We start from the raw sequence: 18,459 nt of genomic DNA on the forward strand, positions 1-18,459 counted from the left end.
ACTTAGAATTCTTTTAACTAGAAAAACTTCGGGCATTTCTAATTCTTCCACCGCAATGTTTCCATAATTCTCCTAATGTCCTTTTGCAGATATACCGCAGCAGGATAAATGGAATCATAGTTGGGCTTTGCCCGGAAGTAAAGAGATCCTGTTACAAAATGGTTTGTACTATCGGTTACATAAAATTGGGCCTGTGAAGCTGCATTACCCAATACCTCATAAAACATCCCATATACAAGGTCTTTTTCATTAATAAACGGCTGCTCCATAATGTTATCTGCCTTAACTACGTGCTCATAAGACAATTTTTGTGCATCAGTAAGCAACTCTTCAAGGTTGTTGTCCACCTTTTTATAAGTTAAAAATATGGAACCTTTCATCACAGGATAATCCAGCGTTACCGCGAAGTTTCTGTTCTTCGTAATTTTCGCCATTTTGTTATATTCAAATTGAAATTTTTCCGTAACAAGTGTATCGGCCTGCGACGAGGGGTATTCTAAACGAAGCATAGCTTTCGGCTTCGGAATGTAATCCTCCTTGCATGACACTGTAATTACAGCAAAAACCAAAAATAGTAGATATAACTTACGATTCATGAGGCAAGGATACTTTAATTTGTTTTAAACGCTTCTTATCCAGGCTTTCTACCACAAATTGATATTCTTGAAAAGTCACTTTTTCTCCCCGTTTAGGGAAACTGCCTGCGATTTCAAGTACAAATCCTGCAATTGTTTCAGATTCTCCTTTTTGTAACTCAAAATCTTCCTCATTTTCAATCTTAACTACCCTGTAAAAGTCTTTTAAGGTTGTTTTTCCCTCAAAGACATAATTATAGTCATCAAGTTTTGAAAATACAAGGTCTTCGTCATCAAATTCGTCAGAGATATCACCTACTATTTCCTCAATCACATCCTCCAGAGTCACAATTCCGGAAGTGCCACCATACTCATCAACAACTACAGCCAAGTGATTTTTTTTATCCTGAAATTCTAATAATAGATCATCGAGTTTTTTATTTTCAGGCACAAAGTATGGTTCCCGTATTAACGTTAACCAATTAAAACTCTTCCTGTCAATATAAGGAAGTAAATCCTTCACATAAAGCACTCCCAATACATTATCCATATTTTCTGAGAACACAGGAATTCTGGAATACCCCTGATTCTTTATTTCTTCCAATACCTCTGTGAATTTCATGTCTTCACTAAGAGCGAAGATATCTATGCGTGGTCTCATTACCTGTTTTGTATCTGTATTTCCAAAAGTAACAATCCCTTCTAAAATTTTTTGTTCTTCCTTAGAAGTATCGCCTTCAGAGGTAAGTTCCAGAGCCTGAGATAAATGATCTACGCTTAAGTTGGATTTCTGTTTCCCCAATCTGTTATACATAAAAAGAGTTGCAGAACGCATTGGCGAACTAAGTGGTGTTAAAAGGAAATCAAGAATTTTAAGAGGATAAGCCATAAAAAGCGAAAATTGGATTTTATTCCTATTCGCATAGATCTTAGGCAGTATTTCACCAAACATCAATATCAGGAAGGTAGCGACTAAAACTTCCAACAAAAAACGCACTGATACCAGACCGAAGAGTTGGTAGTTTATTTCCGAAAATATAACATCCCCAATAGAATTGAACAAGAGAACAATACCAATATTAATGGCATTATTAGCAATAAGTATTGTTGCCAATAGTTTTTTAGGATACTCTAACAACTTAACCACAATTCTTCCTTTGGAAGTCTTCTTTTCTTCTATTTCATTTAAATCTGTTTGAGAAAGCCCAAAAAAAGCTACTTCGGCACCTGAGATAAGCGCCGACGAAAATAAAAGTAGAATCAGGATTACAACCTTTAATACAAAAGTGCTGTCGATCATTACAAAATTCAAAAATAAACCAAGGGGGTCAGGGTCCAATAGTCAAAATTTACTTTTATTTGATTAGAACGGTAAATCGTCGTCCTGTTCTTGATCTTTTACAGCATGCACTTCCCGGGCACTATTCTGTTGTATTGTTCCGGAATTTGGTTGGTTCTTTGGAATATCGGTTGCTGCGTTAGCCATACTTTCTTTCTTAGTAGATAGAAAAGTAAAATCCTGAACATTTATTTCTGTAGTATATCGTGTATTGCCATCCTCACCCTGCCATTGTCTGGTTTTTAACCTTCCTTCCACATATATTTTATCTCCTTTGCTAAGGTATTTTTCACAAATTTCTGCTGCTTTATTACGAACGACAATATTATGCCATTCCGTATTTGTGACTTTTTCGCCTGTTTGTTTGTTTGTGTACGTTTCATTTGTGGCGATCGGAAATCTTCCTATACAGTTGCCGCCTTCAAAATAATGCATTTTTACTTCGTCTCCCAGATGCCCAATCAGCATAACTTTATTCAATGTTCCGCTCATAATATTTTAATTATCCCAAAAGTACGAATTTTTGAGTGTTTTTATGAATTCTGCAATTAAAACAGGTACAGGATATTTTTCTAGGTCTGCAGGTGACATCCCACTTTTTAAACGATTAGATGTTTTAACAATCCAGAATTTTGTGTACAGGTGTTGATGTGATAATTTATGTACCACCATTTTGTCAGAAGACTCATATATATGGTGAGGTTCCTCTAGTGTAAGAATACCAGGTATCTGCTGCTTAATCTCTGTTATACCAACTTCATTGGACGTTTCCAATAAAGGGAATTCATACAAATGCTGCCAAATATCTTTTGCGGACCTTTTTGTGAGACTTAAATTCCCTTCTTTATCAACTACCACGAGGTAATTGAAAAAACGTTTCCTTATTTTAGTCTTTTTAAGTTTCACAGGGTATTTGTCTACACTATTTGTTTGAAGTGCCACACAGGTTTGATTCAATGGACAGGATAAACAAAGTGGCTTTTTAGGCGCACATTGAATGGCCCCGAATTCCATAATCCCCTGATTGTAATCCCTTATTTGCTCTGAGTTCAAAACTTTACGCGCCAGTTTTTTGAAATATGATATTCCTTCAGAACCATTTATTGGAATATCTATCCCAAAATACCTCGATAAAACCCTATAAACATTTCCATCTACCACAGGTTCAGGCTTTTGGTAACTTATAGATGCGATAGCGCTTGCAGTATAGTCTCCCACACCTTTTAATTTTATCAATTCCTCGTAGGTATCGGGAAAGTAACCATCGTATTCCTCTACAATTGTTTTTGCTGTAAAATGCAAATTCCTTGCTCGGGAATAATATCCGAGACCCTGCCACAGTTTTAGTACCGTTTCTTCCTCAGCATCGGCCAGATCATAAACTGTAGGAAACTCTTCTACAAATTTGAGGTAGTACGGTGTCCCCTGCGCTACCCTGGTTTGTTGTAATATAATTTCGGAAAGCCATATTTTATATGGATCAGTAGTCTCACGCCAGGGGAGTGACCTTTTGTTTTCAGAATACCAATGAAGAATTTTTTTTGAAAACGACATCACTAAAAATACTAAGGAGCAAAAGTAAGAGTTTATATACTTAAAATTAGTTTATTAAGCAGAAAGAATGAATTTAATTTATATATTTGCAAGCTTGAAAAACTTACAGAAATTTAAAATATTAAAATGACGAAAGCGGATATTGTATCGAGAATCTCAGAAAAACTAGGTATAGAAAAAGGCGACGTGCAAGCAACTGTTGAGAGTTTTATGGAAGAAGTTAAATCTTCTTTAGAAAATGGAGATAACGTGTATCTCCGAGGATTTGGCAGTTTTATTATCAAAACTAGAGCGGAAAAAACTGGTAGAAATATTTCTAAAAATACCACTATCAAAATACCGGCTCATAATATTCCTGCGTTTAAACCTGCGAAGGTTTTTGTTGAAGGAGTAAAGAGCAACGTACAAATAAAATAATAACAGCAATAAAAAGTATAATTTCATGCCGAGTGGTAAAAAAAGAAAAAGACACAAGGTAGCTACCCACAAAAGGAAAAAAAGACGGAGAGCTAACCGCCACAAGAAAAAGTAGTTATAAAACTACTTTTTCATTTTATACGTTCATTGACATAGAAATTCAAAAAAAGAATTTCAACGGGTTTATACAACCTGTTACGACTATTGTTTAATCAATTCGTACTAGTTTATAGTTTACGAATAAAATTTAAATCAGGTGAATAGAGAATTAATCGTAAGATCCAATTCTAATACCGTTGATTTTGCCTTATTAAATGATGGAAAACTCATAGAACTTCATAAAGATGAAGACGATAATAATTTCAATGTTGGCGATATTTTAATTGCCAAAGTCCGAAAACCAGTTACTGGTCTCAATGCTGCATTTGTGAATGTAGGTTATGAAAAAGATGCTTTCTTACATTATCATGACCTTGGACCGCAATTATCCAGTATGTTGAAATTTATTAAGTTAGTGAGTACCGGGAAATTGAGAGATTATTCCCTGAAAAATTTTCCATTTGAAAAAGATATTGATAAGCATGGAAGCATTAATAATGTAATCAAAGCTAATCAGTCACTTTTAGTGCAAATTGTTAAAGAACCCATTTCTACTAAAGGACCCCGAATTAGTTCCGAACTTTCTATAGCCGGACGTTATTTGGTTATGGTTCCTTTTTCAAATCGTGTTTCCGTATCACAAAAAATAGGAAGCAGTAAAGAGAAAGACAGGCTTAAAAGGCTAGTAAAAAGCATTAAACCCAAAGGGTTTGGGGTAATTATCAGAACAGTTGCAGAAGGCAAAAAAGTAGCAGAATTAGACAGAGATCTTCATAACTTGCTGAACAAGTGGACAGCAATGTGTAAGAAATTGTATAAAGCGCCAACACCTTCAAAAGTATTGATTGAGCTAAATAGAGCTTCGTCAATTTTGAGAGATGTTTTTAATGATTCGTTCAGCGGTATCTACGTTGACGATGAAACGCTTTATGACCAGATTAAAGATTATGTGCTGGAAATAGCACCAAAAAAAGAATCCATAGTTAAGTTGTATAATTCTCCTGTGCCCATTTTTGAGAAATTTGGGATAGAAAGGCAAATTAAGACTTCCTTCGGACGCACCGCGTCCATGAGCAAAGGAGCCTATTTAGTGATTGAACATACCGAAGCTCTTCACGTAATAGACGTGAATAGTGGTAATCGATCCAACAAAGCAAAAAATCAAGAAGATACCGCTTTGGAGGTTAACCTCTTAGCCGCATCAGAGATTGCAAGACAATTGCGCTTGCGTGACATGGGTGGCATCATAGTTGTTGATTTCATAGACATGGTAAAAGCCGATCACAGAAGAAAACTTTTTGACCATCTTAGAGATGAGATGAAAGAAGACAGAGCCAAACATAAAATTTTGCCTCCCAGCAAGTTTGGTCTTATACAAATTACGCGGCAAAGGGTACGTCCAGAAGTAAATATTAAAACAACCGAAGTTGATCCAAGTGGCAAAAGCCAGGAGGTTGAAGCTCCAATTGTCTTAATAGATAAAATTAATGTAGATCTTGAAAGAATAATGAAAGGACCCTCAAGAGATAAGGGGATTGTACTGAATACTCATCCTTTTATTGCTGCATATTTGACCAAAGGATTCCCCTCACACCGTTCCAAATGGTTTATGGAACATAAAAAATGGATAAAAATTCAACCAAGAGATGTTTATACATATCTTGAATACCATTTTATGACTAAAGATGGTGAAACCATTAAATAATAAAAAAGCGACTTCTAATTAGAAGTCGCTTTTTTTTGTGCCAAAATCAAATAGAAAAGGCAGATCGAACAAAACCTTTAATTATCCAAAAAGGTTTTGTAAATCTGTTTCTATTATACTTGGATTGTAATTTCTATTTTTGCTTTAAACGTCTAATCTATACGTTCAAAATGACTGGAGTTTCACATGTTTTCTTAAGTTTCTTATTTTCAATTTCTGCTTGTACTTCTACCCCCATTGCCACGGATTTTGTTGAAATAATCAAAGAAAGTTCTTCTATTACCGGCAAAAGCGACAATTTAAATTCCCCATATGTTTTGAATTCCTTTTACCACTAAAGCTATAAATCTGAATGACCTATTCCCCAAAATCGTATACTGTCCCTGAGGCCACAAAGAAGCTGGAAAGATATTGTGCTTATCAGGAACGGTGCCATTTAGAAGTGGTAAATAAATTACGAACGATGCGAATGATTCCTGAAGCAGTAGATCATATTACCGCACATTTAATACAGCATGATTTTTTAAACGAGGAAAGGTTTTCCAGAAGTTATGCTCGTGGAAAATTTAATGTTAAAAATTGGGGGAAAGGTAGAATTGTCGCAGAACTCCTACGACGAAATATTTCAAAATACAACATTAAACTGGCATTGGAAGAAATTCCAGAAAAGGATTATCTTCAAAAATTGGATCTGATAGCAAAAAAACGATTATCTCAAATTAAAGAAAGGAATATACAAAAGAAGAAAAAAAAGTTGGCTGATTATCTGTTATACAGAGGTTGGGAAAAACATTTGATATACCAGAAAATTTCTGACCTTATAAATTAGAGTTTTGAATCCAATTTTTATTCTTCATAATGTAATTAACTTGTAATTAATATGGTATTTCGTAACTTTGCAAACTAAAATATAAAAAAATGAAGCCAAAAGTGACCACAGAGTTTCATCATGGTAAAGCACAAATCTTCAAAAACCCATTTTTGGAGAGCCTTACAAAAACGAATCCTGTTCAAAATATTATTGTCTATGGCATAACTATTATAGCGATGATTTCCTTTGCTTATATTAAAATAGGTCTGTCCATTCCGCAAATCATAGTGCTCTTTATTGGCGGGGTTTTCTTTTGGACTTTTGCCGAATATATGCTACACCGATTTGTATTTCACTGGGTTACTGAAGCAAAATGGTCTCAGCGATTTCATTTTGTTATGCACGGTTCACACCATCATTATCCAAGGGATGAAGAACGCTTACTAATGCCTCCCGTTCCGGGCTTAATTATGGCAAGTGTACTTTTTGCTCTTTTTTATGGTATTTTCTGGCTAATGGGGATATCTGATTTGTCCTTTGGGTTCTTTCCCGGATTCTTTTCAGGCTATCTGATGTATTCCTTTGTGCATAGGGCGACACATATTATGCGCCCTCCCAAGAGATTTAAGAACTTATGGCAGCATCATAGTCTGCATCATTACAGATATCCCGATAAGGCTTTCGGAGTATCTAATACTTTTTGGGATAAGGTCTTCGGAACCATGCCTCCGGCTAAGGAAAGAGTAAAAAAGGAAAAATTAGCTTAAAGTAGCAGGCATTTCTATTTTATTGCCTTCATTCTTTCAAAAGGTTTAGTGCGATCAAATAAGTACCTATAGGTGGTATGCACTTTGCATATTTCGCCACCAACCTGCTTTACCACAATAATCATTTTTCTATTAAAATCGCCTATCCCATTAATTTCAATTACCTCATATTGGTTAGATAGACTTTTGGCCATATTGTGAAAGGCATGAATTATTCCACCGTCCAGACCCTTGCCCTGATGTGCCGGTATAACGCCGAATACAAATCCCAGCATTTTCTTATTTGTTTTCCGCCATTTATGCCAAACAAATTTTAGTTTCCCTACTAGATTTAACTTCCCATTTACATGTTTGAACCACTGATTTACTTCAGGAATATTAATGTAAAAGGCTACGGGTTCACCTTTATAATATGCAAACCAAATTATTTTCTCATCAATTATGGGCTTTAACTTCTTCATAAGTAAATGCCCCTGCTCCTGTGATATCTGAGAAACCCCTTCGTGATTAACCCAGGCTTTGTTATACATTTCAATTATACTATTGGTTTGCTCTTCAAATTTTTCCATTTTGAAATGATCAAACGTATAATCAGGGTTACTATTAACTATATTGGCTTTTCGTTCTAACCGAGGGTGTACATCTTCCCGTATTAGTTTTAGAAAAGTATAATGCTCAAAATATATTTGAAAACCATAGTTTTCAAATAACTCTTTGTAATACGGAAAATTGTAATTGCATTGATAGTTGGGTTCTAAATCATATCCTTTGGTTAATAGGCCCCACCATTTATCTCTTGCTCCAAAATTTATCGGCCCATCCATAAACTCCAGGCCCTGATCTGCTAACCATTTTTTACTAATATCAAATAATTCATTGGCAGCATTTTGATCATTAACACATTCAAAAAAACCCACCCCGCCATAAGATTTTGTTTCTCCCTTGGATGAGGTTTTTCTTAAATTAAAAGCTGCAATTCGTCCTATAACCTTGTCATCGTTTAATAAAAGCCATCTTATACAGTCACCCTGTTCAAAGTTTTTATTAACTGCAGGATCAAAAATATCTGCAATGTCCTTATCAAGAGGCCTTATATATTGTTTTTGATTTTTGTAAAGATCAATAGGGAACTTGACGAATCTTTTACAATCGCGGGTGGACTTTACTTCGAGCAGATGCATTAAATACAATTAAAAGAAATGTAAACATAATCATAAATGAAAAGAAAATATAAAGTGAGGATAAGTTTTTGTTGGGAAAACCTATCAAGTAAAGAATTATCTAATCATTCTATTAGTTCTTTTTATGGATTCTTCATTTTTCCAGTCAATCCATTTCTGTCCTTTGATCCTGCGCATAAGGTTATCAAAGTGCCTCATAATAAAGACATTGTAAACTGCCGTTGCGAGATTTTTGGGGTTACGGGCGAGCCCGCGCAGACTCATAGAAAAACCAGGGCTAATATATTTCATGTAGTGCCAGTAACCTTCAGGTATATAAAGCGTTTCTCCATGGTTTAAATGCGTTTTGTACCCCTTTGCCAATTGTAAAGCGGGCCATTCTTCAAAATCCGGATTAGAAAAATCTATACTCTCGTGTGTAATTAGAGAATAAGGTATTTTATAGAGAAATTTATTCTGAGTTTGAGAGAAAAGGACACATTCCTTTTTGCCTTCAAAATGGAAATGGAAGATATTGGCCAGATCAATATCATAGTGCATGAAGGTATAGGAATTAATTCCGCCAAAAAATAACATAGGAAGACCTTTCAGTAATTTTGGGCCAAGTTTTGGATATGTAAAATCATTTTGTAGTTGCGGAACTTCCTTTATTAAATTCCATAAAAATATTCTGTATTTCGTGGGCTCCCGCTTCAGAAGATCTATATAGGCTCCCATCTTCATTTTGGCATGGGGTTCATTAAACCCTTCTTTATAATCTACAGGCCTGTCATCATATAGTGGTACCGTTATATCTCCTGCCACCTCATTTATATAATCGAAATTCCATTTGGTATAGGCAGGCCAATCCGTGATAAACTTTTCAATAACAACCGGCATTTGAGGCCTGTAATAGTTTGTTATAAAGTCCTCTCTGCTAATGGTTTTTACTCTTGGTATATCTTTTAATTGCAATTTCTAAAAGGATTAAAAATTCTGTATTAAAACATAATAGAAAGCATTACTGCTGCTAAACCCGCTATGAAAGCTTCTCTCTCCCGGATTTGGCCCTAGCATGTTCGTTGCGCTCTATCTTATGTTCAGGTCTTGACCATTTTGGTTTTTCACCAATGGGTTGTAAAAGAGATTCATTGGCCTCCACAGTGCTGGGTTGCGGAGCCTTTACAAAAGGTTTTTGCGGAGTAAGTCCTAATTGATCAAACATTTCAAGGTCTTCATTAACATCAGGGTTTGGAGTAGTCAATAATTTATCTCCGGCAAAAATAGAATTCGCACCGGCAAAAAAGCACATGGCCTGACCTTCCCTGGTCATTTCTGTTCTACCTGCAGAAAGTCTTACCTGGGTTTTAGGCATTACTATTCGCGTTGTAGCAACCATCCTTATCATATCCCAAATTGGTATGGGTTCAATGTCCTGCAAAGGCGTGCCTTCAACTGCAACAAGAGCATTAATTGGAACCGATTCAGGCTGAGGGTTCAAAGTAGATAAAGCTACTAACATCCCTGCTCTATCTTCTAATTTCTCACCCATCCCAATAATTCCACCACTGCATACCGTTACATTGCTTTTCCTGACATTCTCAATGGTTTTTAATCTATCATCAAAGGCTCTGGTAGAAATAACATCTTTATAGTAATCTTCAGAAGTATCCAGATTATGATTATATGCGTAAAGACCAGCTTCTGCCAGCCGCCGTGCCTGATTTTCTGTGAGCATTCCCAATGTGCAACAAACTTCCATATCGAGTTTGTTGATTGTTCTAACCATCTCTAAAACCTGATCAAATTCTTCACCATCTTTTACATTTCTCCATGCCGCTCCCATGCAAACGCGTGAACTTCCGGACGCCTTAGCACGCAATGATTGTGCCTTAACCTGTTGGACAGTCATCAAGTCGTTTCCCTCAATGTCTGTATGATAGCGAGCAGCCTGGGGACAATATCCACAATCTTCAGGACACCCACCTGTCTTTATAGAGAGCAAGGTAGATACTTGTACCGTATTTGGATCATGAAATTTACGATGTACTGTTGCAGCTTCGTATAATAATTCCATGAAGGGCTTATTATATATATTCAGTATTTCATCTTTTGTCCAATTATGACGCACTACATCCATATGAAAAATTGTTAATTGAACTCAAAAATAATCTTTAATCCCTAAAATATCCATAAAATCAATCTTAATTGTAGTGATCCCAACTATTAGGTTTTAGGTGTTTTCAATAAAACACTCACCGCATTCCCACCAAATCCTACAGCATTAATTAATACCCTATTTATTTGTGCAGGAGAATCGTATTCTTTAAATGGAGTGCCCAAAAAGTTTTGTTTCTTCAGCATTAAAATTGCCATTTCAAGACTTAGAATTCCGGAGGCACCAAATGTATGACCAACCTTCCACTTATTTGTAGTGAGGGCTGGCATGGAATTACCAAAGATTGTTTCAATTGCGGTATACTCTGCTACATCTCCTTTTACGGTACCGGGCGCATGCATGACAATTACATCTACTTCCCCGGGAGCTAAGTTTTTTAAAGCCATAAGCATTGATTCCTGTAAACACTGTGCATTCGCTGATAGCGAAATATTATGTTTCAAAGGCTCCGTCGCAAATCCCACGCCCTCCAGTATAGCAAGGGAATCTTCAGTAATTCCTTTTGTCAAACAAGCAGCTCCAGCACCTTCACCGAGTACCATGGAGTTTTCTTGCTTTTCGAGATCAAGAGCTCTACAGGGATATGCACTATTACTTTTGGAAGCATATATCTTTAAAGCTTTCATCTGAGCAATCGTAAAAGGAGTCAATGGGGCTTCGCTACCTCCAATAAGGAATTTATCGGTCATTCCGCTTTTTATCCATGCCATACCATTTAATAAAGCATGCAGCGCTGTTGAACAGGTAATAGAGTGCGAAATAGTGGGTCCCTTGGACTTAAGATCATCAGCGATCCAGGAAGATATATTTCCCAAAGTAGTCGTCGGTGAAGTTAAAACCGCAGCAGTATTATTATTTAAAAAATCACTGTGGTACTTTTCAAATAACCCGGTGGCTCCTCGGGAAGAACCCATATTTATTCCGAAATTTTCCTTTTCTCCCCAACCGGCATGTTCAACTGCCTTCCTGGCTGCATAAATTCCGTAAAGGACGCTGTCGTCAAGATTTTGATATCTGGAATTGCTATTTCTAATAGTATTCACTTCCAATTTGGCAGATTCAGATAGAGAAGAAACCCACGCCTTGGTGTCTCCAAAACTCACTTCTTTTAAAAGATGAGTAGTTTTTTGATAATTGGAGCAAATATCCTCCTTGGTTATCCCCAAAGGAGAAATAGAAGCGATTGATTCAATACAAATGTTTTCTGCCAAAGCATCACTATTTAAAGTAAAAATAAAAGTTCTTACCTTCAATGTGTAAAAACAATATTAAAAACAATGAACAATGAACTAATACCTGAACCCAGTTGGTGGAAACGAAATTGGTCCTGGGCTTTACCGCTTGGTGGCTGCTTAACGGTATTAATTATTGTAATTATCTCTGTTTCTTCCATATTCTTTGGTGTTACTTCAATGATGGATGATTCTGTTCCAATAGAACACGGTCTTCAAAAAATTAATTCAGATCCCGAAATTGTAGAACTGATGGGAACTCCTATTGAAAAGAATGGCATGGTTCAGGGTGATTTTAATTGGAAAAATGACGCGAAAAGTGTCGATATCAAAGTGCCTATTACTGGCCCTAAAGAAAATGGAATTTTATTTATTAAAGCATCTGCTAAAGATGACAAATGGATTTATCATGAAATTAGAGTGGTTGTCCAGGACAACACCGAGGTAAATTTTCCAGAAGATGATTGGGAATAAATAATAAACCCGGTCCTATTCAATTGTTTCCAAGGCACGTTCAATGATATCATAAACCTTTGTTAGTTGAGCATCGGTAATTGTGTAAGGAGCCAAAATATATATTGTGTTGCCCAATGGCCGAAGGAATACGCCATGTTTCATGAAAAAGTTAAATAGTTGGTCTCGCAAACTACCATAACGATCCATAGAGATTTTTAAGTCAAGTGCAAAGATGATCCCACATTGACGAATTGCTTTCACCTTAGGGTGATCCTTAATTCTTAAACCAAAGGACCTGTGTGAATCTATTATTTTACGGATATTATTTTGAATTTCGTTAGACCGGAGTAGTTCCAAACCTGCCAGTGCAGCGGTACAGGCCAATGGATTTGCCGTATAGGTATGACCATGGAAAAGACCTTTGGAAATATCATTACTATAGAACGCATCAAACACCTTTTGTGTAGCAGATGTTATAGCCATTGGCAGCAAACCGGCAGTAAGTGCTTTTGAAAGGCAAATGATATCGGGTTTCACCGGGATATGATCTGAAGCAAAATATTTTCCAGTCTTTCCAAACCCCGTCATGACCTCATCTGCTATTAACAATACTTCATTTTTATGAAGCAGATCCAGTATCATATTCAATCCATTCTTATCATGCATTTTCATTCCGGCTGCACCCTGTACTAATGGTTCATAGATAAAAGCCGCTATATCATTCGAAGCTAATCTTGTAGTAAGCTGTTGCAAAATATTCTGGATATTCTCTTCATCAGGTACGGGAATTCGTTCTACTTCAATAGAAAAATCTTCAAAAGGACCATTATAAACCGAGAGTCCCGAAACAGACATGGCACCAAAAGTATCTCCATGAAAGCCTTCTTCGAATGCGAGAAGTACACGTCTTCTTTTGCCTTTATTAAAATGATATTGTAAGGCCATTTTAATACCTACCTCTGTAGCTGTGGAACCATTATCAGAAAAAAATAGTTTCATTTGATTAGACGGTAATATTTTTATCAGCTCTTCTGAAAGCTTGATAGCCGGTTCATGAGTAAAGCCGCTGAAAACCACCTGATCTAATATTTCCATTTGTTGCTGCACCCTTCCCAGGATAAATTCATTACAATGTCCATACATTGAAGTATACCAGGAGGCTATCCCATCGATGTATGAATTACCCAATTCATCATACAGGATTGCACCCTTGGCCTTAACAATACCCAGCATATCGGAGTTCCGTTTATGTTGGGTAAGTGGGTGCCACAAATATTTCTTATCCCTTTCAGTTAAATTTTTCAATTTTTAAGTAATAAATGAATTGATTAAGTCCAAATTAACAGCGATATGGTAAATACCTTTGCACACAAAGTTATTACTTCTATTTGTCATGACCATCATTCCCATTGAGCTGCAACGGTTATAATTTCTGTTGCAATCTATGAGTTGCTTTCATGTTCATTAGAAGGCCATAAGCGCATCATGAAATTTGTCAGCATAATGTTGTATTACGGTTTTGTTAAAAGAAGTCTCTTCATCAATTCTGCCTAATACTTTTACCCCGGACTTTCGGGTTATAATGCCTTCGGTAGTTGGGTGTTCGTCTCCGCTGAAGATTACAGCAACATCAAATCCCTTATTTTGAAGGCTTTCAATGGTTAACAATGAATGGTTAATACTTCCCAAATAATGCCTTGAAACAACAATTACCTGATAGGAAGGTTTGATGATATCCAGAATAGTATCCTTTTCATTTAGAGGAACCATTAAGCCCCCTGCTCCTTCAATTATGAGATGATTTGTTGTTTTAGGTTCTTCTATTTGATTAATGTCAATCACAAGATTATCAATTTCTGCAGCTGCGTGAGGACTCATCGCTGTTTTTAATTCGTAATTGCTCTTATGAATTTTAGTCTTTTCATTAGAGATTAGTTCAGAGAGTTTCCTACTGTCAGAATTTTCCAAATCACCTGCTTGAACGGGTTTCCAGTAATCCGCTTTCAAAGACTCCGTTACAATTGCCGCAGCAATGGTTTTACCTACATCTGTGGATATTCCTGTGATGAAAATTCGTTTCATTCTTTTCTACGGTTGGGTAATCATGTTACATTTGAGACATCTGTATTTTTTCTTTTCCAAAAATGGAAACAATTTATGGATCAAACCTTTTCGTCTGTAGTAGACTTCAGATCTTTGTGCCTTACAATTTGGACAGGTTATTAAGTTTCCCTTATCGTCTACTGCATAATTTCTTATTTCATTGTATACACTCAATGCCCTCTCTTTATCTTTTGAGTAGACCTGTAACTTCACCCCACCAATGGCCTGACTTATTAAAGGATCTGTATTTACAGTATTCTCATCCTTTAGAAAAACCGGAATACCTTCAGATTCAAGTTTTCCTTTAATTATTTGGACATCTGCAGCATACTCAAATGCGCCCAGAGTAAAGAATTCATTTTTCATGTTTTTTTATCGCTATTTGTAATAGTTGTAAGACATTGGTGATGTCTTCCTTCGAATTATAACTATGTAAACAAAACCTCAGACGTTCTTTTCCCTTTTGTACCGTTGGGGAAAGGATAGGTCTAACGTCAAATGTACTTTTTTGAATATTTTCTGCTACCTGAATTACCTGATTATTATCACCAATAATACAGGAATGAATAGCTGAGATACTCGGAATGAAAAAAGATGAAATCCCTAAACGTTCCTTCTCGTGATTGAAATATTCTATATTTTTATGAAGAATTTTTCTTTCCCTGTTACCATCAGAGCCAGTCATAAATTGATAAGCAGCCATAATTGTTGCTAAGTTGTGGGGGGACATTCCGGTGGTATAGATAAAACTTCTTGCATAGTTTATCAAATATTTCTTTAGGTCTGAACCGCCTAGTATGGCTGCCCCATGACAACCCAGAGCCTTACCAAAAGTTATGGTTCTGGCAAAAATATTCTCCTCTAAGTCCTGTTCCTGTACATTACCCAGACCATTTTTGCCAAACAATCCTATAGCATGGGCTTCATCGACAATTAGATTCAAATTGAATTCCTGACATATTGAAGCCATTGCCTTCAGGTCTGGTGCATCTCCATCCATTGAAAATACAGATTCGGTTGCAATATATATTTGTTCTGTGGTACCAATATCTCCCGTTTGCCGGACCCGCTTTATTCTGGACAGTAAGTCATCAAGATCATTATGCCTGTATTTAAAGTTTCTGGCTTTACTCATGGCAATCCCATCCCTGATACTTGCATGAATATACTCATCGTATAAGATTATATCATCTCTTTGAGGCACTGAAGAAAACAGGCCAATATTTGCATCATATCCAGAATTAAATACCAAAGCAGAATCAACTTTATGAAATTTTCTAATAAGTTCTTCTACCTCATTATATAAAGAACTGTTCCCTGTAAGTAATCTTGAGCCGGAAGCACCATTAATACTTATTTCTTTTTCAGATAAAATGCGAATGGCATTATCGAAAACAGTACGGCTATGTCCAATTCCCAAATAGTCATTAGATGCAAAGTCAGTTCCGCCATTAACTTCAGGCAGTGATCTAAGCGCATTAATTCTCCTACGCTCTATTAACTTTTTTTGCAACTTTTCGGGCAAATTACGCATATTGCAAATGTAGCATATCCAATTTTTAAATAGTATATTGAATTCCAGAAACTCCATTCAATGGCAATTGAAATTAGCCGTGCACAAAATCGATCTGATTTAGAACAAATTCTGTCTTTACAGAAACAAAACCTTCCCAATGCCCTGTCTCAAATAGAAAAAGAGAAGGAAGGCTTTTTAACCGTAACGCACACCCTGGATTTATTAGTTCGAATGAATAACGTATGCCCTCATATTATTGCAAAAGATGGTAATAAGCTTGTTGGCTACGCATTGTGTATGCATCCTAAATTTGGTGATGAAATTGCGATTTTAAAACCTATGATTAATGAAATCAATACTATTCTACCACAGGATGAATCATTCATAATAATGGGACAGGTTTGCATTCATAAAGCATATCGAAAAGCCGGGATTTTCAGGAAACTTTACAAAAAAATGCAAGAAACGGTCGGTTCAATTAATACGAACATTGTTACGGAAGTAGATGCTTCGAATACGCGTTCACTCATCGCGCACCTGGCTGTTGGTTTTCAAGAACTCAAAATTTATAACGCTTCCGGGAGGAAATGGCATTTAATAGCTATGAAATAAAAAAGCCATACAAATGAATTCGTATGGCTTTAATTCAATATTAAATTCCTTAATCAGCAAGAACAATCAGTTTATTATCATTAAGTTCTATTGTCCCGCCATTGATAGGGAGTATGGTTTTTCCATTCGAATCTTTGGTGAATCTATCTTCGTGTTCTTCCTCAATCTGGATATCACCCTGAATCTTTACTTCACCTTCCTGAAGAATTGAAACAATTGGAGCATGGTCTGTTAACATCTGAAATTCTCCATTAACTCCGGGCACAGTCACGGAAACCACTTCTCCAGCAAATAAAACAGCTTCAGGGGATACAATTTCTAGATACATAATACTATATATTAAACTTCAGCAAGCATTTTTTCTCCAGCTTCAATTGCCTCTTCAATAGTTCCTTTAAGATTAAAAGCAGCCTCAGGCAAATGATCTAATTCTCCATCCATGATCATATTAAATCCTTTTATAGTCTCCTTGATATCTACCAGCACACCAGGTATTCCGGTAAACTGTTCTGCCACATGGAAAGGTTGTGACAAAAATCGTTGCACACGTCTGGCCCTTCCTACCGCCAATTTATCTTCTTCGGAGAGTTCTTCCATCCCCAGAATAGCAATAATATCTTGTAATTCCTTATAGTGTTGTAATAGCTCTTTAACTCTTTGTGCACAGCCGTAATGATCATTTCCAAGGATCTCGGGTGTAAGAATTCTGGAAGTAGAATCTAAAGGATCCACTGCCGGATAAATACCAAGTTCTGCAATCTTTCTGGATAATACCGTAGTTGCATCCAAATGGGCAAATGTAGTCGCAGGCGCAGGGTCTGTTAAATCATCCGCCGGTACGTATACCGCTTGTACTGAAGTAATGGAACCTCTTTTTGTAGAAGTAATTCGTTCCTGCATGGTACCCATTTCAGTGGCCAGAGTAGGTTGATAACCTACAGCAGAGGGCATCCTGCCTAAAAGTGCCGATACTTCAGAACCAGCTTGGGTAAACCGGAAAATATTATCTACGAAAAATAATACATCTTTACCTTGACCGTCTCCGGCACCATCCCGGAAATATTCCGCAATTGTAAGTCCTGATAGCGCAACCCTGGCACGAGCTCCAGGAGGTTCATTCATCTGTCCAAAAACAAATGTTGCTTTGGATTCTTTCATCGCTTTTTTATCAACTTTGGATAAGTCCCATCCACCTTCTTCCATGGAATGCAAAAAATCATCCCCATATTTTATAATCCCGGACTCCAACATCTCACGCAACAAATCATTTCCTTCCCTGGTACGCTCTCCAACTCCTGCAAATACCGAAAGTCCACCGTGACCCTTGGCTATATTATTAATTAATTCCTGAATAAGTACTGTTTTACCAACACCGGCGCCACCAAATAATCCGATTTTACCTCCTTTGGCATAAGGTTCAATAAGATCTATGACTTTAATTCCGGTAAATAAGACTTCTGTAGAAGTAGATAAATCTTCAAATTTAGGCGCTTCCCTGTGTATTGGAAGTCCATTTTTGCCAGTTTTTGGCAAATCTCCCATTCCATCAATAGCATCTCCAATAACATTGAACAGTCTTCCGTAAATATCTTCTCCAACCGGCATTTGAATGGCATTACCCGTCGCTTTTACTTCAGTTCCCCTGCTTAAACCATCAGTGGAATCCATAGCAACAGACTTAACCGTATTTTCTCCAATATGAGCTTGAACTTCTAAAACAAGAAGAGTACCATCACTTCTGGTGATTTCCAATGAATCATATATTCTTGGTAGGTCTGTCCCGGATGGAAACTCTACGTCAATAACCGGTCCAATAATCTGGGATACTTTACCTGTAACTTTAGCCATTATTCAAGTATTTATATTTAAAATTTATACCAATTTAAAAACAACGTAAGATGAAGTATAAATTGGATGTTTTTTCAGGCTGCAAA

20 protein-coding genes are annotated in these 18,459 nt (G+C 36.5%); 6 read left to right on the forward strand and 14 right to left on the reverse strand.

The genetic code is table 11. From position 1 onward, the window contains the following. Positions 1–38 precede the first annotated feature (38 nt). From gldD to mutY, 4 genes are read right to left on the reverse strand one after another with little or no spacing between them, the layout of a single operon-like run. Complete coding sequence (gene gldD, locus Q0X77_RS00150; RefSeq protein ID WP_297791622.1) at positions 39–596, reverse strand: gliding motility lipoprotein GldD; 558 nt, start codon at positions 594–596, stop codon at positions 39–41. Then, positions 586–1,914, reverse strand: coding sequence for a gliding motility-associated protein GldE (locus Q0X77_RS00155; RefSeq protein ID WP_297791624.1), 1,329 nt, complete (start codon positions 1,912–1,914; stop codon positions 586–588). The genes gldD and Q0X77_RS00155 overlap by 11 nt, the downstream gene beginning before the upstream one ends. 24 nt (positions 1,915–1,938) lie before the next feature. After that, positions 1,939–2,406 carry a single-stranded DNA-binding protein gene (gene ssb, locus Q0X77_RS00160; RefSeq protein ID WP_297791626.1) on the reverse strand — a complete coding sequence of 156 codons (468 nt, stop codon included), beginning with the start codon at positions 2,404–2,406 and terminating at the stop codon, positions 1,939–1,941. 6 nt (positions 2,407–2,412) lie between these two features. Continuing rightward, positions 2,413–3,468, reverse strand: coding sequence for an A/G-specific adenine glycosylase (mutY, locus tag Q0X77_RS00165; protein WP_297791628.1), 1,056 nt, complete (start codon positions 3,466–3,468; stop codon positions 2,413–2,415). Positions 3,469–3,594: 126 nt separating this feature from the next. On the opposite strand from mutY, the gene Q0X77_RS00170 reads away from it, so the two are divergent. The 4 genes from Q0X77_RS00170 to Q0X77_RS00185 all read left to right on the forward strand — a co-directional run bounded on the left by Q0X77_RS00170 (position 3,595) and on the right by Q0X77_RS00185 (position 7,267). Further along, positions 3,595–3,885, forward strand: coding sequence for an HU family DNA-binding protein (locus tag Q0X77_RS00170; protein WP_297705515.1), 291 nt, complete (start codon positions 3,595–3,597; stop codon positions 3,883–3,885). Between the two features lie 256 nt (positions 3,886–4,141). Beyond that, positions 4,142–5,689 carry a ribonuclease E/G gene (locus tag Q0X77_RS00175; RefSeq protein WP_297791630.1) on the forward strand — a complete coding sequence of 516 codons (1,548 nt, stop codon included), beginning with the start codon at positions 4,142–4,144 and terminating at the stop codon, positions 5,687–5,689. Between the two features lie 352 nt (positions 5,690–6,041). Beyond that, the gene (locus Q0X77_RS00180) at positions 6,042–6,518 is read left to right on the forward strand and encodes a regulatory protein RecX (RefSeq protein ID WP_297791632.1); all 477 of its coding nucleotides are present in this window, start codon (positions 6,042–6,044) and stop codon (positions 6,516–6,518) included. 89 nt (positions 6,519–6,607) lie between these two features. Continuing rightward, entirely contained in the window at positions 6,608–7,267 is a 660-nt protein-coding gene (locus tag Q0X77_RS00185) for a sterol desaturase family protein (RefSeq protein ID WP_297791634.1), read from the forward strand. A gap of 14 nt (positions 7,268–7,281) precedes the next feature. Here the strand turns inward: Q0X77_RS00185 and Q0X77_RS00190 are convergent, their stop codons facing one another. The 4 genes from Q0X77_RS00190 to Q0X77_RS00205 all read right to left on the reverse strand — a co-directional run bounded on the left by Q0X77_RS00190 (position 7,282) and on the right by Q0X77_RS00205 (position 11,817). Continuing rightward, entirely contained in the window at positions 7,282–8,448 is a 1,167-nt protein-coding gene (locus tag Q0X77_RS00190; RefSeq protein WP_297791636.1) for a hypothetical protein, read from the reverse strand. A gap of 96 nt (positions 8,449–8,544) precedes the next feature. Next, on the reverse strand, positions 8,545–9,402 hold the full coding sequence (locus Q0X77_RS00195; protein ID WP_297791638.1) for a cupin-like domain-containing protein: 858 nt from the start codon (positions 9,400–9,402) through the stop codon (positions 8,545–8,547). Between the two features lie 64 nt (positions 9,403–9,466). Further along, positions 9,467–10,567 carry a biotin synthase BioB gene (bioB, locus tag Q0X77_RS00200; protein ID WP_297791640.1) on the reverse strand — a complete coding sequence of 367 codons (1,101 nt, stop codon included), beginning with the start codon at positions 10,565–10,567 and terminating at the stop codon, positions 9,467–9,469. An 86-nt stretch (positions 10,568–10,653) separates the two neighbouring features. Next, positions 10,654–11,817, reverse strand: coding sequence for a beta-ketoacyl synthase N-terminal-like domain-containing protein (locus Q0X77_RS00205; protein ID WP_297791642.1), 1,164 nt, complete (start codon positions 11,815–11,817; stop codon positions 10,654–10,656). Positions 11,818–11,883: 66 nt separating this feature from the next. On the opposite strand from Q0X77_RS00205, the gene Q0X77_RS00210 reads away from it, so the two are divergent. Continuing rightward, complete coding sequence (locus tag Q0X77_RS00210; RefSeq protein ID WP_297791644.1) at positions 11,884–12,312, forward strand: cytochrome c oxidase assembly factor Coa1 family protein; 429 nt, start codon at positions 11,884–11,886, stop codon at positions 12,310–12,312. 15 nt (positions 12,313–12,327) lie between these two features. Here the strand turns inward: Q0X77_RS00210 and bioA are convergent, their stop codons facing one another. From bioA to Q0X77_RS00230, 4 genes are all read right to left on the reverse strand, one after another. Beyond that, positions 12,328–13,599 carry an adenosylmethionine--8-amino-7-oxononanoate transaminase gene (gene bioA / locus Q0X77_RS00215; RefSeq protein WP_297791646.1) on the reverse strand — a complete coding sequence of 424 codons (1,272 nt, stop codon included), beginning with the start codon at positions 13,597–13,599 and terminating at the stop codon, positions 12,328–12,330. A 159-nt stretch (positions 13,600–13,758) separates the two neighbouring features. Next, positions 13,759–14,376 (reverse strand): dethiobiotin synthase, encoded by a 618-nt coding sequence (gene bioD, locus Q0X77_RS00220; RefSeq protein WP_297791648.1) that lies wholly within the window; start codon positions 14,374–14,376, stop codon positions 13,759–13,761. Between the two features lie 6 nt (positions 14,377–14,382). Then, positions 14,383–14,763 carry a DUF2007 domain-containing protein gene (locus tag Q0X77_RS00225; RefSeq protein WP_297791650.1) on the reverse strand — a complete coding sequence of 127 codons (381 nt, stop codon included), beginning with the start codon at positions 14,761–14,763 and terminating at the stop codon, positions 14,383–14,385. After that, positions 14,753–15,931: an aminotransferase class I/II-fold pyridoxal phosphate-dependent enzyme gene (locus tag Q0X77_RS00230; protein WP_297791652.1), complete on the reverse strand. Its 1,179-nt coding sequence runs from the start codon at positions 15,929–15,931 to the stop codon at positions 14,753–14,755. The genes Q0X77_RS00225 and Q0X77_RS00230 overlap by 11 nt, the downstream gene beginning before the upstream one ends. Positions 15,932–15,991: 60 nt before the next feature. Between Q0X77_RS00230 and Q0X77_RS00235 the strand changes: the two genes are divergently transcribed. Further along, the gene (locus Q0X77_RS00235; RefSeq protein ID WP_297791654.1) at positions 15,992–16,525 is read left to right on the forward strand and encodes a GNAT family N-acetyltransferase; all 534 of its coding nucleotides are present in this window, start codon (positions 15,992–15,994) and stop codon (positions 16,523–16,525) included. A 49-nt stretch (positions 16,526–16,574) separates the two neighbouring features. Here the strand turns inward: Q0X77_RS00235 and Q0X77_RS00240 are convergent, their stop codons facing one another. Continuing rightward, positions 16,575–16,853 (reverse strand): hypothetical protein, encoded by a 279-nt coding sequence (locus Q0X77_RS00240; protein ID WP_297791656.1) that lies wholly within the window; start codon positions 16,851–16,853, stop codon positions 16,575–16,577. Positions 16,854–16,864: 11 nt separating this feature from the next. Then, positions 16,865–18,373: a F0F1 ATP synthase subunit beta gene (gene atpD / locus Q0X77_RS00245; RefSeq protein WP_297791658.1), complete on the reverse strand. Its 1,509-nt coding sequence runs from the start codon at positions 18,371–18,373 to the stop codon at positions 16,865–16,867. Between the last annotated feature and the right edge of the window lie 86 nt (positions 18,374–18,459).

It is taken from the genome of uncultured Eudoraea sp., from assembly GCF_947258925.1.
Taxonomy (GTDB): Bacteria; Bacteroidota; Bacteroidia; order Flavobacteriales; family Flavobacteriaceae; genus Eudoraea.

What these genes read in the sequence shown, in the direction of transcription:
- gldD (WP_297791622.1), bottom strand. Translation starts at nt 596, where the DNA reads ATGAATCGTAAGTTATATCTACTATTTTTGGTTTTTGCTGTAATTACA.
- ssb (WP_297791626.1), bottom strand. Translation starts at nt 2,406, where the DNA reads ATGAGCGGAACATTGAATAAAGTTATGCTGATTGGGCATCTGGGAGAC.
- mutY (WP_297791628.1), bottom strand. Translation starts at nt 3,468, where the DNA reads ATGTCGTTTTCAAAAAAAATTCTTCATTGGTATTCTGAAAACAAAAGG.
- Q0X77_RS00170 (WP_297705515.1), top strand. Translation starts at nt 3,595, where the DNA reads ATGACGAAAGCGGATATTGTATCGAGAATCTCAGAAAAACTAGGTATA.
- Q0X77_RS00180 (WP_297791632.1), top strand. Translation starts at nt 6,042, where the DNA reads ATGACCTATTCCCCAAAATCGTATACTGTCCCTGAGGCCACAAAGAAG.
- Q0X77_RS00185 (WP_297791634.1), top strand. Translation starts at nt 6,608, where the DNA reads ATGAAGCCAAAAGTGACCACAGAGTTTCATCATGGTAAAGCACAAATC.
- Q0X77_RS00190 (WP_297791636.1), bottom strand. Translation starts at nt 8,448, where the DNA reads ATGCATCTGCTCGAAGTAAAGTCCACCCGCGATTGTAAAAGATTCGTC.
- bioB (WP_297791640.1), bottom strand. Translation starts at nt 10,567, where the DNA reads ATGGATGTAGTGCGTCATAATTGGACAAAAGATGAAATACTGAATATA.
- Q0X77_RS00210 (WP_297791644.1), top strand. Translation starts at nt 11,884, where the DNA reads ATGAACAATGAACTAATACCTGAACCCAGTTGGTGGAAACGAAATTGG.
- bioD (WP_297791648.1), bottom strand. Translation starts at nt 14,376, where the DNA reads ATGAAACGAATTTTCATCACAGGAATATCCACAGATGTAGGTAAAACC.
- Q0X77_RS00225 (WP_297791650.1), bottom strand. Translation starts at nt 14,763, where the DNA reads ATGAAAAATGAATTCTTTACTCTGGGCGCATTTGAGTATGCTGCAGAT.
- Q0X77_RS00230 (WP_297791652.1), bottom strand. Translation starts at nt 15,931, where the DNA reads ATGCGTAATTTGCCCGAAAAGTTGCAAAAAAAGTTAATAGAGCGTAGG.
- Q0X77_RS00235 (WP_297791654.1), top strand. Translation starts at nt 15,992, where the DNA reads ATGGCAATTGAAATTAGCCGTGCACAAAATCGATCTGATTTAGAACAA.
- Q0X77_RS00240 (WP_297791656.1), bottom strand. Translation starts at nt 16,853, where the DNA reads ATGTATCTAGAAATTGTATCCCCTGAAGCTGTTTTATTTGCTGGAGAA.
- atpD (WP_297791658.1), bottom strand. Translation starts at nt 18,373, where the DNA reads ATGGCTAAAGTTACAGGTAAAGTATCCCAGATTATTGGACCGGTTATT.